The 17,395-nt window shown below is 41.8% G+C and carries 17 protein-coding genes; 6 read left to right on the forward strand and 11 right to left on the reverse strand.

Annotated features, from left to right (window positions below; genetic code table 11):
* Positions 1–5 precede the first annotated feature (5 nt).
* From QT711_RS10885 to QT711_RS10935, 11 genes are all read right to left on the reverse strand, one after another.
* Positions 6–1,613 (reverse strand): BCCT family transporter, encoded by a 1,608-nt coding sequence (locus QT711_RS10885; protein WP_317944191.1) that lies wholly within the window; start codon positions 1,611–1,613, stop codon positions 6–8.
* A gap of 60 nt (positions 1,614–1,673) precedes the next feature.
* Complete coding sequence (locus tag QT711_RS10890) at positions 1,674–2,117, reverse strand: RidA family protein (protein ID WP_317944193.1); 444 nt, start codon at positions 2,115–2,117, stop codon at positions 1,674–1,676.
* A gap of 17 nt (positions 2,118–2,134) precedes the next feature.
* Positions 2,135–2,872: an IclR family transcriptional regulator gene (locus QT711_RS10895; protein WP_317944194.1), complete on the reverse strand. Its 738-nt coding sequence runs from the start codon at positions 2,870–2,872 to the stop codon at positions 2,135–2,137.
* 111 nt (positions 2,873–2,983) lie between these two features.
* A complete protein-coding gene (locus tag QT711_RS10900; protein ID WP_317944195.1) occupies positions 2,984–4,453 on the reverse strand; it encodes an aldehyde dehydrogenase family protein in 1,470 nt (489 codons plus the stop codon).
* Positions 4,454–4,488: 35 nt separating this feature from the next.
* Entirely contained in the window at positions 4,489–5,289 is an 801-nt protein-coding gene (locus QT711_RS10905; RefSeq protein WP_317944197.1) for a DUF3726 domain-containing protein, read from the reverse strand.
* Positions 5,271–6,290 (reverse strand): membrane dipeptidase, encoded by a 1,020-nt coding sequence (locus QT711_RS10910; RefSeq protein WP_317944199.1) that lies wholly within the window; start codon positions 6,288–6,290, stop codon positions 5,271–5,273. The genes QT711_RS10905 and QT711_RS10910 overlap by 19 nt, the downstream gene beginning before the upstream one ends.
* The gene (locus tag QT711_RS10915) at positions 6,290–8,008 is read right to left on the reverse strand and encodes a hypothetical protein (protein WP_317944201.1); all 1,719 of its coding nucleotides are present in this window, start codon (positions 8,006–8,008) and stop codon (positions 6,290–6,292) included. The genes QT711_RS10910 and QT711_RS10915 overlap by 1 nt, the downstream gene beginning before the upstream one ends.
* Positions 8,009–8,532: 524 nt before the next feature.
* A complete protein-coding gene (locus QT711_RS10920; RefSeq protein ID WP_317944203.1) occupies positions 8,533–8,958 on the reverse strand; it encodes a YugN family protein in 426 nt (141 codons plus the stop codon).
* Between the two features lie 72 nt (positions 8,959–9,030).
* Positions 9,031–10,458, reverse strand: coding sequence for a vWA domain-containing protein (locus QT711_RS10925; RefSeq protein ID WP_317944204.1), 1,428 nt, complete (start codon positions 10,456–10,458; stop codon positions 9,031–9,033).
* Between the two features lie 15 nt (positions 10,459–10,473).
* Entirely contained in the window at positions 10,474–11,658 is a 1,185-nt protein-coding gene (locus QT711_RS10930; protein WP_317944206.1) for an AAA family ATPase, read from the reverse strand.
* Positions 11,659–11,902: 244 nt separating this feature from the next.
* Positions 11,903–12,475, reverse strand: coding sequence for a DUF4256 domain-containing protein (locus tag QT711_RS10935; protein WP_317944207.1), 573 nt, complete (start codon positions 12,473–12,475; stop codon positions 11,903–11,905).
* A gap of 170 nt (positions 12,476–12,645) precedes the next feature.
* Between QT711_RS10935 and QT711_RS10940 the strand changes: the two genes are divergently transcribed.
* The 6 genes from QT711_RS10940 (at position 12,646) to QT711_RS10965 (ending at position 17,367) form a co-directional block, all read left to right on the forward strand.
* Positions 12,646–13,494 carry a pyridoxamine kinase gene (locus tag QT711_RS10940; protein WP_317944209.1) on the forward strand — a complete coding sequence of 283 codons (849 nt, stop codon included), beginning with the start codon at positions 12,646–12,648 and terminating at the stop codon, positions 13,492–13,494.
* Positions 13,495–13,692: 198 nt separating this feature from the next.
* Positions 13,693–13,833 carry a hypothetical protein gene (locus QT711_RS10945; RefSeq protein WP_317944211.1) on the forward strand — a complete coding sequence of 47 codons (141 nt, stop codon included), beginning with the start codon at positions 13,693–13,695 and terminating at the stop codon, positions 13,831–13,833.
* Between the two features lie 257 nt (positions 13,834–14,090).
* Positions 14,091–14,807, forward strand: coding sequence for an SDR family NAD(P)-dependent oxidoreductase (locus tag QT711_RS10950; RefSeq protein WP_317944213.1), 717 nt, complete (start codon positions 14,091–14,093; stop codon positions 14,805–14,807).
* Positions 14,807–15,835 (forward strand): S-adenosylmethionine:tRNA ribosyltransferase-isomerase, encoded by a 1,029-nt coding sequence (locus QT711_RS10955; protein ID WP_317944215.1) that lies wholly within the window; start codon positions 14,807–14,809, stop codon positions 15,833–15,835. Before QT711_RS10950 ends, QT711_RS10955 begins: the two co-directional genes overlap by 1 nt.
* A gap of 30 nt (positions 15,836–15,865) precedes the next feature.
* Positions 15,866–16,213, forward strand: a complete 348-nt coding sequence (locus tag QT711_RS10960; RefSeq protein ID WP_317944217.1) for a VOC family protein — start codon at positions 15,866–15,868, stop codon at positions 16,211–16,213.
* Positions 16,214–16,248: 35 nt separating this feature from the next.
* The gene (locus QT711_RS10965) at positions 16,249–17,367 is read left to right on the forward strand and encodes a GAF domain-containing sensor histidine kinase (protein WP_317944218.1); all 1,119 of its coding nucleotides are present in this window, start codon (positions 16,249–16,251) and stop codon (positions 17,365–17,367) included.
* Positions 17,368–17,395: the final 28 nt, after the last annotated feature.

The following is a 17,395-nucleotide window of genomic DNA, read 5'->3' on the forward strand; positions in this document are numbered from 1 at the left end:
ATCTCTCAAGAATATTTTTTCGTCAATTTTGAAGAAGTTTCTTGATCAACCTTCCACATTTTATCGGCTTCTTCCATGTTCGTCATTTCTTCTGTATGACTAAATTGCTCTTTGTACATAATTCTCGCCGCTTTTGGTGCTGCCCAAAATGTTGGTAATAGTATTAATGAAACTGGGATTGCTGTAACAACTATAAAAGATTGGATTGCATTAATCCCACCTTCACTGATCATTAATAGTACAATCGCTACCGCTCCCATGATGACCGCCCAAAATACTCGCATGCTTTTAGGTGGATGGCCATCTCCAGTAATGGCAACTGAAATGGTATACGCCATCGAATCACCTGTTGTTACAACGAATAGAATGGTCACTAACAAGAAAAGAGGCGCAATTAAGGCATCCAGCGGGAGTTGTTGAGTGATGGCTACCATTGCTGCCGGCATACCACCTGTACTTAATGCATTTGACACAACACCTGGATTACCCAATTCATAAAAAATACCTGTTCCACCAACGACAGTGAACCAAAATGCCGTGACAATCGGTGCTGTAACGGATACTGCCAAAACCAACTCTCGGATTGTACGTCCACGCGTAATGGTGGAGATAAAAATTGCCATCATTGGTCCATATCCGAGGAACCAGCCCCAAAAGAAGATTGTCCAGGAACCAAGCCAAGCAGAATCACCACGAAATGTACTCATTGCAAGAAACTCCTGGAGATGAACACCACTTGCAGAGATAAATGTATCAATAATAAATCCACCAGGTCCGATTACTAAAATGGCAACCATTAAAATAAGTGTTATGATGACATTTAAATTACTCAGGAATTGGATACCTTTCCGCAAACCAGTGACTGCTGAAATCGTAGCAATGACAACAACACTACTAATGATAAGGACTTGGGTTGTCAAGTTATTCGGCACTCCATATAGCGCTTCCATCCCATATGCAGCCTGCAGACCAAGGAAACCAATTGGACCGATCGTCCCTGCCGCAACGGCAATTATTGAAAACGCATCAATAATTGTGCCTAATGCACTTTTTCTCATAATCCTTTCACCTAGTAAAGGATAGAGCAAGGTACGCGGTTTTAATGGCATTCCTTTTTGGTAATGTGCATACATCAACACAATCGTTCCTAACGTTCCAAGAATTGACCAGGCAAGAAAGCCCCAATGTAAATACGATTGTGCAAACGCAGGAATTACTGCTTCTCTAGTTCCTGATTCAACACCTTCGAAAAGAGGTGGACGATCAAGGAAGTGATACATCGGTTCTGCTGCCGCCCAAAAAACTCCTCCACCCGCTAGCAATGTAGTCATAATCATAGCCAGCCACTTAAAGTAGCCAATTTCAGGTTTTTGTGCAGCCCCTAGACGTATCTTTCCATACTTCGAAAACGCTAAGAAAAGCGCAATGAGAAACGTACCTAACAACAATATCTGCCAAAATGCACCGAAATATTTTATTGAAAAAGCGAACGATTGATTCACCATGTTCGATACAAAATCAAGATTAATAAATGAAGCAATTACAAAAGCAACTAGAAGTCCCCCACTTATGAGTAGAACGGGCCGATCCGTTTTAGATTCGTATTTATTCAATGTAAAACCTCCTCGTCCACCATTTTGTAAACGCTTACCTTTTACGAAAGCGTGGAGAAATTATGCCACTTCCACAATGACATCAATTTCTACAGCTGCTCCGCGTGGCAACATCATACCTACCGCAGTTCGAGCGTGCGATCCAACTTCTTCACCAAACACCTCTACTAATAAATCAGAAGCACCATTCATCACTTTTGCCTGTCCTGTAAATTCAAATGCCGTGTTAATCATACCAAGCAATTTTACAAACTTCTTAACTTTTGATAGTTCTCCAACTTCTTCTTTAATGGTCGATAATGCAAATAGAATCGCCTGTCTGGAAGCCGCATAACCTTCTTCAATCGTTAGTGTATCGCCGACCTTACCAATTACGTCATATGAAAGGGATCCTGATAAAAACAATAGATTACCTGTACGCACACAGGAAATATAATTTCCTCCTTTTGCTCGTTTTTCTGGCAACTCTAAGCCAAGTTCCTTTAACTTATCCTCTGGTCTCATTGCTATCATCCTTATCATTAGAATAGTGAGTGTTGAATTTCATTTGTCGCATTCAACAGCTCAGATACATACGATTCCATCGTCTTCCGGTTCCATCTAAACAATGGTCCTGAGATAGATAATGATCCGATTACTCGTCCTTGTTGATCAAATACTGGAGCAGATAATGCCGCCACATTAGGCGTAATCTCTTCTTCGTTTGTTGCGTAACCAAGAATTCTAGTCTCTTCAAGTAATTCCTGTAAACGGCTACGTTCATCCTTTGGCAATGTGAGCAGAAGTCTCTCCTGCAATTCAGCTGACTGGAATGCCAAAATCGCTCGGCCACTTGCCCCAACATGGATTGGCATGCGCTTACCAATTCCAACAGACCGCTTAATTTCTTGCAAACTTTCATATTCTAGTACACAAATACGCATTTGGCCTGTCGGCATATAGAACCCAACTGTTTCTCCTGTGTCATGCCGTAACGACATAAGCCAAGGCTCAATGATTGGCGCAATTGGCATTTCACTCATGATTTTATTGGCATAATCTAAAAAGACTGTGCCTAATGAATACAATTTTGAACGCGGATCTTGAAATACCATACCTTCCATCTTCAACGTAGTGAGTAATCGATGAACGATTGTTGTAGACAATCCTAATCCTTTACTGATTTCACTAACGCCTTGTGGTCCTGACACATCATTTAAATAATTTATGACGGAAATTGCCCGTACAACCGTCGCTGAAACTTCTGGTGTTTTTTTCAAATGAACTTGCTCCTCTACAAATAATATAGATACTCGATTCTTTTTGAATATACTAACATATGCAGATTAGCAGAAAGAAGGGGAAAGACCAAGCTATCCCCTCTATTGAACTTAGTTACTGTTGATATAACGTGTTTTGTTCTGGCAATAGAACTCAACTGCTTCGCTTCCTAGTTCTTTGTACGTGCCCGTACTTGACTGCTTATATCCACCAAACGGAGCTTGGAAGAAAGTCCCTGTCGTTGTCATATTCACTTTCACAATTCCAGCTTGAATATCGTTTAACGCCCTGTTCATATATGTTAGATTCCTAGTACAAATAGCAGCCGACAAACCGTATGCCACATCATTTGCCACATCAATCGCCTCATCAATTGAGGAAATTTCAATAATGCTAATAACTGGACCAAATACTTCTTCCTGTGCAATCGTCATTGATGACTTCACGTTGCCGATTACTGTTGGTTCAACAAAGTATCCTTTTTCTGAACCTTCAAATTCAGGAATCCCGCCGCCAGTCAGTAGTTCTCCACCCTCGTCCACTGCTTTTTTAATTAAATCCAATGTAGATTGACGCTCACCTTCACTTACTTGAGGTCCCATCGTTACGTCTTTATCCATGCCATTTCCGACCTTAATCTCTTTCGATTTAGCCACTAATTTCTCTGTGAATTCTTGACGAATATCATTATGAACTAGTACTCTGCTCGTAGCGGTACATGCTTGACCAGTTTGTCCGTATCCTCCCGCAATCGCAAGTCCGACTGCCGCATCCACATCGGCGTCTTCCATCACAATTAATGGGTTTTTCCCGCCCATTTCAAGCAATACACGCTTCATATCCTTTGAAGCTTCTGTATAAATCAAGTTGCCTACACGATTGGATCCTGTAAATGTAATTGCTTTTACCGCAGGATGATGAATCATCTCCGTAACAAGGCGTCCAGGACCAACCAATTGGTTCACAACACCTGCTGGAACGCCTGCCCTCTCAATAATTTCCACAAATTTTTGTGCAGTTAAAGGGGTTTCAGACGATGCTTTCAGGACGACCGTATTACCACTTAAAATGGCAGGAGCAATCTTCCAAGCGGGAATTGATAACGGGAAATTCCAAGGGGTGACGACTAACACCACGCCTAGTGCTTCCTTATGTAATTCAATCTGAACACCCGGCATATCAGATTCAATAATCCTACCCGTCATTCGGCGTCCTTCACCAGCGTAAAACTTTACAATACCAGCTGCATAGTTAACTTCTTTTAATGCATCGGTAAATGTCTTGCCTTCTTCCTGTACAATAATTCGAGCAATGTCCTCCGCTTCTTCTTCCATAATTGCTGCTATTTTAAATAGGTATTCGCCTCTAGCAGGTGAGGGCGTCTTACTCCATTCAGGAAATGCCTGTTCAGCTGCTTCAATCGCTGCTTGCGCGTCCTTTTCAGTTGATTGTCGAACCGTCACGATTAGTTCATCGTGATTAGCAGGATTTCTAATTTCAAGCATATCTGACCCTGATGTTTCCACCCATTCACCATTAATGAAGTTCTTCAACACTTTTACATCACTTTTAACTGTCATCATTTTCAATCTCCTCCAGTTCGTAAATTCTCTTGTTACGCCATTTCTCCCGCTCCACGCAAACGTGATTGGTCTGTTGATTCTACAAGCATCCGCTTGCCTGTTTCATTTAGTTCAATCCAAAGTTCTTTATTAATTTCAGCCCCATTTTCCCAAGATGACTGCCATTTCTGTTCAAAATCATCACTCGTTGTGATGATGTAAGAGGGATCTATTGTTTGCTGAAAATTTTCTAGCAACTCATCAATTACACCAATAGAAGTAGTACCGAAAATACAAAACTCCGTATATTCATGTGGGAGATTCAGGGATTCATCACCCCGCAAACCTAGTTGTCTATTTATCCAATCCACGACATCTTCATTGTTCCGTTTATGAATCATGATCGGAAATGCATAGCTAGGAGATGAGAGTATCAACGATGAATGGCTTGGCAATTGATATAGAATGATACTTCCAATCTTTTTCTTAGCTAGATAAATCGCTTGCTGTGTCAGCACACGTGACGGTCTTGTATCAGTTACACAAACAGCAGCAACGTGTTGATCTTGCAATTGTGCGACTAAATAATCTGCACAAGCTTTGCCAAGTAGCATACCACTTTGCTTACCACCATCTATTTTCGTAACATGATTCCGTTCCGCCACAATTTTCAATTCATCCAACTGACTTTGCAAGTGCGACAATTCATCAGCTAATTGTTGTAAACCATATAATCCGAGGAATTCAGCATTTGCTACGGTTTCTGCACCTTCTTCTGCATACCCATACGGAACCCCACAAGCCTGGAAGATTTTTTTACAATGGGTGTATAGTTCTAAGTGAGAGACACGCATTTCTCCAACTCCTTCTCCGCCTTAAATCCTTCCGAAAAGAAACGGTACCAATTCCCTCCCATAATCTTCGAAACTTCATCATAGGTCATACCACGCGCGGCTAAACCTTGTGCGATATTCGGGAAATCCACTGGCGTTTGAAACCATGCCGGCCACTCCGGCCAACCAGGACTCGATTTAGAACCCGCGCCATAATCAATTTCATGAGTCCATCTTCCCATTCGCATCCAAGCAAGGAAGTCAACCGACATATTATGTGTTAAATCGGTGCCTATTCCGACGTGATCGACCCCCATAAACTCTACAGTTTGGGAAATCATGTCGCAGAATTCTTCTAATGTTGTACTTGCTCCGTTGATCAAGTGAGGGTACGCGCACACCCCTAGTACCCCTTTATTTTCACGTAAGGCAGCTAACACTTCTGCTGATTTGTTACGTTTCGTTGGATAGATCCAGTCTGGATTCGCATGCGTAATTGCAACAGGACGACTAGATAATGCTAATGTGTCTAATGAAGTCTTTGTACCGACATGCGACAAGTCAATGACCATTCCTACGCGGTTCATTTCCCTAATGACATTCTTACCGTATCTAGAGAGTCCTGGATCTACCTCTTCGTAGCAACTGCTTCCGATTAAGTTTTGATTGTTATAGGTAAGTTGCATGATTTTCACACCGAGTTCGTTAAACACCGACACTAAACCTAATTCATCCTCTAAGGCAGATGTATTCTGTGCGCCTAAAATAATACCGAGTTTCCCAACTGCTTTAGCCGTTTCAATGTCTTCTCCTGTCTTAACAGGCATGACCAAATCTTGATGTTCTTCAAAGAAGCGATGCCAGCCTGCCACTTTACTTAATGTCTCACGCGCATTTTCCCATAATCCACAACAAGCGTGTACACAAGTCACACCACCTTTTTGTAGCATAAGGACAAAATCGCGGTCCCAATTACTTAATTCTAATGCATCAATAATCATCATATCTTTCGTATCTATCATCATTTGACCTCCTCTAAATTTGGTAAATTTGGATAGAACCAATCATCTGTAAAAGTCGAGCTACCTATTTCTTCTACTAATGGAGCCCCCTGAAATAGTGTAATTCTAACCCATCGATTCGATTTAGGATCAAACCGCTCCGCCCCAAAAATAGCTAACTTGCAGCGCAATAAATAGACTGGCAATAAATCTGCTCCCGTTAAATTCGTTTGAACCTCACTGTAAGTTAAGCCCTCCAATGATTGAATACGTCTTACAATCCCTCTTAACTCGGGCTTTTTCAGCAAGAATGAAGCTACGGATTGCTCACCATGACAAGATTCAATCTCAACAGCAAGTTGTTGCACCTGCTCAGCTATGTTCATGGGCATTGCAAGTTCATCGCCTGGGTCTATCCCCCGTTCTCCGATACGAGGCTCCTCTTTCTCTACAGATCTATACCAAAAGTAATGTCGAGCCTCTGGAGTATTAAAGTCATATTGAAAAGCCCAACCATATTGCTTTTTTAGTATTGATTGCAAACGATTAATCGACATTTCAGGCACTAAAAAGATTTGATCATCCACATTTGTTTGGCTTTCCAAATCTTCAATCACTTTTGGATACAGTTCAATTAGTTGAGAGTTTACAAGTTCTTGCGCTTCAACCGAAAAATGATTTTGTACCTCCTCAACAAACTTTCTCCAGCTTTGACTTGTTCCCTGTCCAGCTTGTAGAACCCTTACAAAAATTTGTTCTGCAAGTTTAGAAATCTGTTTGACTTCTTTCGCTAAGTCCCGTGGATTTTCAAACAGCTCCAGCTCAGGGATAGGTGCATTGATTAAATAAGAATAGGTACGTTTTAGGTTATCGATAAAGCGTTTACAATCTTCTGAGGAAGGCTGTTGTTGCTTCGCACGTGCCAATGCAACTTCTCGAATCCAAATCCACTGATGCAGCAATTTAGGGTGTGAAATTAAAAATGGCACCATGCCTAAACCAGTCGCATTACCCGTTCCTAACAGTTTCTTTACTTCAGGCTGCAATTTAACAGCGCGCGGATTTCGCTTACTTGCGATGTGTTCGACCATTTCAAAACTGAAGTGCCGTAGCATATAAACCGCAAACATCTGGGCTTGAAACGCTCCACTAAACGTATGATTGTCTTTCAATTTTTCATAAGGAGCAATTCCGAATTTGCCATTCCCATATACTGCAGTTGTCCTGAAGAGATAGCCAATTTCATAAATAAAATTCAAGTCAGGTTGCTCACCATTTGAGAGCGCTTCCACGACATGGTTAAAAACTCGTTCACTTTTATTCGCTCTTGACCAGACGAGATCTGTCACATCCCCTCGTCCCATTTCTTGCTTCGGTAGTTCCTGTCTCATTTTTTTCAGTTTTAGTTCAGAAATAGTTCCTTCACAAAGGGCAAAAGTTACGTCCCATTTTTCGGAAATGACACGATCGCTTCGATTTTCATCACTAATTTCCCGCGACAATGCAACAAACGTATAATGGCCTTGTGGGGTAGTAATTGTATAAAGTGCTTCACCATAACCATCGTTATCTAAATTAAATGCCGTGCGTTCTATTTTCCAATTTTCTCTCATCAATTTGCGTAGCATAATACGTAAAAAGCTGAGACTAGATGAGCGCATTGCTCCAAGTCTTTGGATTTGCATTACTTCAGAAGCGGATCTTAGTACATCACAATCGTTTATCGCATGGTTGACCATCCTAAACATCCTCCATTCTTCTACCCCAACATTATTACGATTATCGGAAAGCGTTTCCGAATTTATAGTTTTATCTTAAACCCGTAAAAATTCTCTGTCAATAGATTTGTTTAGAAAAAACAGAACCCATTAAACCTTCTAAAGTTTTGTAGGTTTTTGTAGTTTCGAATAATCCACCTAATTAGCCATCACTCTCTACTCGTTGAAGTACTGTATGAACGCATTTGACAAAAAAACAAGAGGCAAAACTCTACATAGACCGTGCCTCTGCGCTCCAAAAGGCACGCTTTCCGCGGGGCGCGCTTGAGCCTCCTCGTTCGCGTCGCTTCGCTTTGCTTCCTGCGGGGTCTCAACATTCGCGCTACAGTCCCGCAGGAGTCGGCCTTTCTCCGCTCCGATCCACTCATGAATATGAAAAAGAAACTTGTTAAAGCAGAAAAAAATGCATACCGGCGAATTTTGCCTTCATGCATTTTTTTATGTTTTATCACAACCTCTTTTAAGTAGACACTATTCACCTAGCCTTAATACGGTGCAATGAAAACCGCGTCTTCAGAGAAACGGGAAACGTGTGCCTCCCCCTCCTCTATCCATTTTTCGCTATACGGGATGGGAGCATCTGGATCATCCGGTTTTTGGAACTGATCCAACCCGACAGCTGCCAGTACAGGGCTATCATCATCATCCAAGCCAATGTTCAACACATGTCGAATGATGAACGGTTTCCCGAACTCAATCATGGCCGAATCTTCGTCAAGCATCCCATCAATGACGTCAAACGGTACACGTAAATAGATGGAGTCATCTCCATTTTGATGAAGAATCGTATCAAAATAGCCTTTGTCAAAATCCCAGTTCCCACCCATTTGTAAACCATGCTCCCCTAACACGGTGCACGCGTCACCAAACAATGCTTTTTTCCCTGGCATGGATGTTTTCAGTTCAATCATGTTCATTCCTCATTTCTGTTATTTAGTTACTGCCATTTGAAGTCATCACTAAGTTACAAGAATGTGCTTTCTTCAAATTTCAAATAACGAATAGCTGCCAGCCTCATCGAAATCCGTCACTTGCATCACTCGATCTGAGAATCCCTCAACGGCAGTTAACTTTGTTCCCATTAGAAGTGACAACACTTGAACATTCTTTTCACTTTTCTTATCAATAAAACGTTGTAAAAAATCCTCACTTACATCGTTTTCTCCATCCGTTACGAAAAGAATATCTGCACGTGAAAATTCACTTTCTGCAAGAACTGCTAGTGCATGCTCAAGTGCTAATGAATAGTCCGTACCGCCTCCTAGATACGTTTCTGCCATATGAATTAACTGTCGGGCGGTCATCCGGCCTTTTTTGAAAGTAAATCTTTGGACCTCAGTTGAAAACAAGAGGACACATAAGTCACGGTTCTGTTTTTTAGCAATCGATAAGAGAGCAATGACGAATCCCTTCGCCTGTGTATCCAACTCACTCATACTGCCAGACTGATCAAAACAAAAAACAATGGGACCTCTCCCCGTATCATCTCGCTTTTTTTGGTCGTATTGCATTGTCTCTCCTTCAGCAAACTTCCGGAGAAACGCTTTTTTCGCCACGGGATGTTTATACATGCCGAGTTCTGCTGGAAGTAATCGTTCCACGTCTTTGCCTTGTACGACCCCTCTCCGTTCTGCAGCATCGATATACGTTGTATGGCTTTTCTTTTGTGCAATGCGCGTAAAATGGCCAGCCCATTCTGCAATGTTTTTCATTTGCAGATCGGTTGCAATTTTTTCAGCAATCATCAGCTTTTCACGAAGTGGCACTTTTTTTAGCTCCGCATCACCTTTGCCAACACCGGATCCGCCCATTAAAGAAACAAGACTTTCTTTTGTATGGAGCGCTTCATCCATTGCTTCTCCAATTCGATTCGCAAATCGTTGAGGGTTCAGTTCGATAGCCAATTCCAGTTTTTCATTAAAAACAATCGGTTCCTCTTCAAATCCATCTTCTATTTCTTCTATTTCCGATTCAGTTTCGTCCGATACTTCGGCTTGTCCATTTTTTACAGATACACCTTGCAAGCCACCTTCTCTATTTGCCGCCAGTTCTTCCGCCAACCACTGATTAAGTTTTTCTCCCATGATTTCCGTAAAGATAGCAGCCGTAAGAATATTCAATTTCGTATACATTCTAAAACGTTCAAACTGTTCATGACGCATTACTTGTTTCATAATTGTACGGTTAATATCTAAATCTCTATCCAACCTGCTTCGAACAATCATCGGTTTCATCTTATAGAAGGAAGCCCAAATGTCTTGCAACAAAGGCTCAATCGTCGGCAAGTCTGATGCATCCCGAATTCGTTGTAAACCTTCGGACATTTCAAAAACGCCTTGGAAACGCCTTTTCTCAAATGTATCCGTCTTTAGGACCGAGCGCTGATCTCGAATGATTTTGCTAGTTCGCATGCAGCTCGCCTCCTTTTACATTCTAAAGAACACACCCTCTGTCTCATTTTGCTCACTTGTACTGTCAACTGTCCCATCAGTATACTGTTCATCCACTCTGCTATTTTCAACTTCCTTCGATAAGCTTGTTAGCTTGTTCGATAACTCGATAATCTTAGTTGCTTCAGCTGGTTCATCCTCTTTTAATTGTTCTAATTCTCCAACGAGCACTTTCAACTTTTCCATCGCTTCCATCCCCGCTTCAGCTGAATGGTCCCTCACTGCCATGTCATAAATTTCTTCCGCTTCCCTTTCAATAGTTGCGAGCGTCCGTTCTACTGAATGAGTTGTATAACGCCGAATCACGTTACAGACCGTTTCTTTCTGATCGAGCGTCTCCCACAATGCATTTTCTAAAATTGACAAGTCACCTAGTTGGACATGATTCCGCTGATGAAGAACCGCTTTCGCTTTTAACACACAGAGCGCTTGCTTGAATCGTCGATCAGAAGGTCGAATTCCTTCGTCAAACAACGCCTGCCGAATCGTAACTAACGTTTCAAACACTTCGTCCGGCACGTGAACATTGTCTGTAAGCTCTTGCAGCTGGTACAACTCCTTCAAATCCATCGAAGGCAATTCCTCCATCTTCCCCTCGCTTTTCAGCATCGAAAGGAAATTCTGTTCATCTTCAATGTAGGAGATTTCATAGCGTAGAAAAAACCGATCGAACAACGCTTCTAGCCCTTCCCCTTCTTCCGGGTACTCATTGGAAGCCCCAATGACAGAAATGAGTGGCGTCTCCACAGGGGCGTCACCGTTGTAGAAAAGACGTTCATTGATGAGTGTCAATAAACTGTTTAAGATCGCTGAATTGGCCTTAAAAATTTCATCTAAAAACACCAAATCTGCTTCAGGCATTTTATTTCTAGTATTGCGCTTGTAAACACCCACTTCCAGCTCCTTTAACGACAACGGTCCAAATACTTCTTCGGGTGTACTAAACGGCGTTAGTAGCCATTGAAAATAGTTCGTCCCGTCTATGATTTTCGCAAGCTCTGTCGATAAAGCAGATTTCGCTGTTCCGGCAGGTCCAATCATTAATAGATGCTGTCGTGCTAACAATGCCAATAAAATCCCTTCCACTTCATGTTCCCGTTCATAAAACTTGGCATTCAGTGACTGTTTTATCTCTTCCAACTTCCTTAAATTTGGATCCATGTCACACAACCTTTCTTAAATACCAACTCTTTTATACCAAGCGTGCATCACTATACTTCAAGCAAAGAGTGTCTGTTTGTTCTTTCGTACCCTCTTTCGGCTTGTTTCACTCTTAATTGTTTAATGTTTTTAAGATAAAATTATACAAAGGTTGTACAAGTGTTTCATATCGTTTATCAAACAAAAAACCCTTTCCCTGATGTAGGAAAGAGTTTATCTGTTTACTATGCAATTAAAACACTATTTACACGAGCAACCTTCCACGAAAACCTCTTGCAGCATAATAAGAATCTGCGCCATTATGGTAGACAAAAACCGTTTCGTAACGGTAATCGCAAAACAATGCGCCTCCTAGTTTACGAATATCCGGTGGCGTCTGAATCCAACTGGACGTCTTTTTGTCGACATGCTCGATTTGTTGCAACATCCGATACTGTTGCTCATCGACTACTTCAATCCCCATCTCAGCCGCCATCGCCATTGCGCTATTTTCCGGCTTGTTTTTCTTCCGCTTTTCAAGCGCTTCTTGATCGTAACAAACGCTTCTCCGTCCTGCTGGGCTTTCAGGTGAACAGTCACAGAAAATATATGCATCTTGAACTTTGTCGAACCCTATTACATCAGGTTCTCCACCGGTTCTCTCCATTTCATGTAGTGACCATAGTTTTTCGGGCATGTTCTCTAACTTAGTTTGAACATCTGCCCATAACAAGTCTTGGTGGCGGTGAATATTAGTTTCGAAACGGTCTTGCAGAGTAGTCAATAGTTCATCACGTTGTTCAGTAGATAGTGTTTGACCCGCCGCTTTATTCGCCATATGAATGACCCCTTTTAATATATTGTATAGCTCTGATTATACATTATGAACAGGGAAGATACTCACTAAGCATGTTGTTCGAAAGGTTAGGCGTAGTGCACTTTGTTTAATTGCTTGCAAACAAGCTATGGTATGATGGAATGAAATGATTACATTGTTCGGAGGAAATTATGAAAAAAGTCGCTATCATCCAAGACCTGTCTTCGTTTGGTAAATGCTCCTTAACTGCCGCGATTCCTGTACTATCCGTGATGGGGGTACAAGCCGTACCTTTACCGACGGCGATCTTTTCAGCACAAACAGGTTACCCTAGTTATTTCAGTGAAGACTTAACAACGAAAATGCCATATTTTCAACAAGAGTGGGACAAGCTTCAAGTGACATTTGACGGGATACATACAGGCTATATTACAGGGAAAGATCAAGTACAACATATCCTTCAATTTCTCGATAGGTTTAAGAGCGAAAATACACTTTTACTTGTGGATCCAGTCATGGGAGATATGGGAGAAGCTTATACAAACTTTGATGAAGAATTGTTGCAACAAATGCGCGAACTTGTCACTCGGGCAGATGTCATTACACCGAATCTAACAGAATGCTGCTTGCTAACAGGCTACTCCTATGAAAGACTCAACCGATACGCCGATAAATTGGACTATTTACAAGCTGTCCAAGAAGCCGGCCTTCAGTTGCAACAGATGACGGATGCACATATTATCATTACAGGTGTTAGTGCTCCGAACGCACAGTCAGCGGACGCAAGTATCGGGAACATGTACATGAACGGCGAGTCGTCCGCCTTCAGTCTCGTTCCGTATAACGGTAAAAGCTATTCAGGCACCGGAGATTTGTTTGCATCTGTGATAATGGGGAGTCTGATGAGAGGAGAAGACATGACAACAGCAATCCAGCTTGCTGAAACGTTTTTGTCTGCAGCGATACGAGATACGGATGTGGAGGGCGTCCCGGCTGTGGAAGGGATTAACTTTGAAAGGTATTTGCTGATGTTGTTGTGAGTATCTGATTGTCTTCGATGATAAAAACACATCTAGATGCCATCGCTAAGTAAAGCGGTGGCATTATTTATGCCTAGTATCTTACCTCCTTCATAACTATGAGTGCCATGTAGAACTTAGAAGAGCCCATTCTAATGTTGAACTTGAATTAATTGATCATAACTAGGGAATCTTAACAAAACGGAAGGAGGAGATAAAATGAAGATGAATAAGTACCTTCTAGCAATTATGACAACCATGTTATCAGCAGGTTTGTTATTCGGTTGCAACGGTGTAGACGAAGATGAGCCAGATCCATCAGAAGAACCCTCAGAGCAACGAGAAGACAACTCGCAATAAAACATAACCAACTTGATGGTTGGGGAATTTCTATTAAAATTCTCCAATCATCGATTGTTATCCTCCTCTGTGTTACCAATCTTTCTGCTTCACTTACATGTTTAGACACCTATCTTATTTTCTAAAACTTCGAAAGCACTCTTCCTCTCCGATTCCCTCCGTCAAAAGTCGTAGAAAAGTTCAAGCTTTTCTACGAGGTGAACCAGAATTCTCGTAGATATACTTTAAGTAGCAAGAGATAAAGGAGAGTATATCATATGAAAAATAAAGTAGTACTGATTACAGGAGCATCTAGAGGTTTAGGAAGGGCGTTAACAATCGCGTTTGCAAAGGAAGGCGCAAAACTCGCAATTTGTGCGAGATCTGAGGAAAGTTTGCAGATGGTAAGAAAAGAAGCCGAGGCTTTCGGCGTAGATGTGTTGGCCATTACGGCTGATGTATCGAATGCTAGGGATGTGGAACGGTTTGTCGCAACAACAGAGAGTGCCTTCGGTCAGATTGATGTATTGATTAATAACGCTTCGATTCTAGGGCCAAGTCCGATGCCTATGCTTCTTGACTATCCTGAAGAAGATTTTGCAGAGGTAGTAAAGGTGAATGTCAATTCCACTTTTTTAGTAACGAGAAGAGTGATTCCAGGCATGCTTGAGCGAAACAACGGGTCAATTATTAATGTAACTTCCGAAGCGGGCAATACGGGTTATGCGGGCTGGGGAGCCTATGGTATCTCGAAATTCGCGATTGAAGGTCTTACCGAAACATGGGCAGATGAGTTAAGCGAGACAAATGTACGGGTAAACATGGTAGACCCTGGAGAGATGAATACAGAAATGCATCGTTTAGCGGTGCCTGATTGCGATTATCCTTTAGCAGAACCAGAAGATGTCGTGGATGTTTTTCTATACTTGGCATCCGCTACTTCTGAAGAAATAAGCGGAAAACGTTTTGAAGCACAATCAGAAGGTGAATCTTAATGGCCGTTCAATCACTAGATTTTCACCTTCCTGTTGAACTAAATGCTTCACATCCCCCAGAAAAAAGAGGTTTACGAAGAGATCATGTAAGGATGATGGTACTCGATCGGACAACAGGTGAAGTTCGCCATGACCGATTCAATCATTTACCGAACTATCTTCAATCTGGTGATCTAGTCATTCTAAATAATAGCCGCACGATACCTGCCGTGTTAAAAGGAACGTGGATAAGGAACTCAACAGAACTGGCAGCACAAATTGAAGTTCGTTTGGCAAGACGTCGGACTGAAGATACATGGGATGCGTTACTCATCGCAAACTCCGTTAACATAGGCGATAACATACAGTTTTCATCTGAGTTATCGGCCACCGTTGTCGCCAACAAGGAGCATTCGCCATTAAAAACCATTCAGTTTTCAAAGAAAGGAACGGATTTATTCCATGATATCTATTTTCTCGGCGAACCGATACGCTACGAATATATTAACGAGCCATGGGCATTAGATTGCTATCAAACCGTATTTGGCAGTCATCCGGGCTCCGTCGAAATGCCATCCGCTGGTAGAGCCTTTAGCTGGGAACTCCTCTTTGCGTTAATGCAAGGTGGTGTCCAGATTGATTATATCCAACTGCATACTGGATTGAGCTACTTACTCGATGACGAGTACGAATCAACACCAGAAGATCAACCTGAAGAATATTACATTTCCGAACGCACAATGCAAAGGATTCTCGAAACGAAAGCCTCTGGAAAACGAATTGTTGCAGTAGGTACAACGGTCGTTCGTGCTCTTGAGACTGTTGCGCATAATAACGTACTTTCCGGCACAACAAATCTTTACATCAATCACCATACTCCGTTGAAAATAGTGGACGGAATGATTACGGGTCTCCACGAGCCAAAAGCTAGTCACTTAGAAATGCTCACTGCTTTTGTATCGGAACAGCATTTACGATGTGCCTATAACGAAGCGATAACATCTCGCTACCTCTGGCATGAATTCGGGGATATGAATTTGATTATTTGATTATTTGATTGAACTTAAAAGGAGGCGCCTATGCGTTTTCATCATGTCGGGTTAGAAGTTACGAATCTCGAAAAATCTATGGCATTTTATCAACAGCTTCTCAATCTTGAAATTGAAACCCGCTTCTCTTTTATGAATGAGGACATTGTTTTTCTAGGCTCGAAGGATTACAGGCTAGAGTTAATTGAATCGCAAGAAGACGTGAGAACAGTTCATATTTGTTTTGAGGTACCCAATCTTCACGAAGTAATGAACCAATTTCATCGTACTCAAAAGCTGGAAGGTCCTTATGAGCTGGAAAACGGGTGGCAAACTGTCTTTTACGAGGGACCAAATCGAGAAATCATCGAGTTCATTCAAATTGGAAATACGCTATAATAACTTATAAGTAAACAATGCTGGAGGGACTTGAGATGTCCGGAGATGCTAAGTATGAAGAGTTAACCATTTTAAAAGAAATTGCAGAACTATTAAATGAAGGTACGGATACGACAACGATTCTCTCTGGCGTTTTAAAAAAACTTCTTCACGTAACCGGACTACAGACAGGTTGGATTTTTTTGGTAAATGAACATGGTATGCAACAACTTGTAGCGGATGTTGCTCTACCACCTGCTTTAGCCAACAACAACAAACAAAGAATGTGTCAGGGTGATTGCTGGTGTGTAAGCAAATACAACAATAACACATTGAAGAAAGCTACTAATATTATCGAATGTAAACGAATCGAGGATGCCTTAGCAGATGCGGCTGGCAACACTTGCGGGCTTACCCATCATGCAACTGTTCCGCTACGCGCTGGAGAGGAACAGTTTGGCATCTTAAATGTCGCTTCTCCTAACAAAACACATTTTCAAAAGAATGAGCTTGCTTTACTTGAAGCGGTCGCTTTCCAAATAGGGACCGCCTTAAAGCGCATAAAGCTTACAAACCGGGAACAAGAGATTGCCCTGATTTCCGAGCGCAATCGATTGGCAAGAGATCTTCATGATTCCGTTAACCAGCTTCTATTCTCCCTTAGCCTTACTGCAAGAGCAGGTGTTGAAATGACAACAGTGGATGAGGTAAAGCAAACATTCAGCTATATACAAGATTTAAGCCAAGAGGCACTAGGGGAAATGCGAGCACTCATCTGGCAATTAAAACCACAAGGACTCGAAAATGGCTTAGTAAGTGCACTGAGTAGTTATGCAGAAATGATTGGCCTGTCCATTCAAGCAAAAATGTCAGGAGCAGTAAGTCTTCATAGTAAAGTCGAAGAAGCACTGTGGCGAATCGGTCAAGAGGCGCTAGCTAACTGTAAAAAACATGCTAATACAAATGACGTAGCTCTTTCTTTATATGCTGAAGAAAATCAAGTAGTGATGAGCATTAAAGATGCAGGATGCGGCTTCCGTTATGAGGAGAACTCTTTTATTCTATCATTAGGCTTACGAAATATGAAAACCCGTACTGAAGCATTAAATGGCCGTTTCCAGTTAACAAGCAGGCTCGGGAGCGGGACAGAAATTCAAATTGTGATTCCGCTTTAAGTGAAAGATTCTCTGATTTCGTCTGAAG

It is taken from the genome of Sporosarcina saromensis, assembly GCF_033253735.1.
Lineage (GTDB): Bacteria > Bacillota > Bacilli > Bacillales_A > Planococcaceae > Sporosarcina > Sporosarcina saromensis.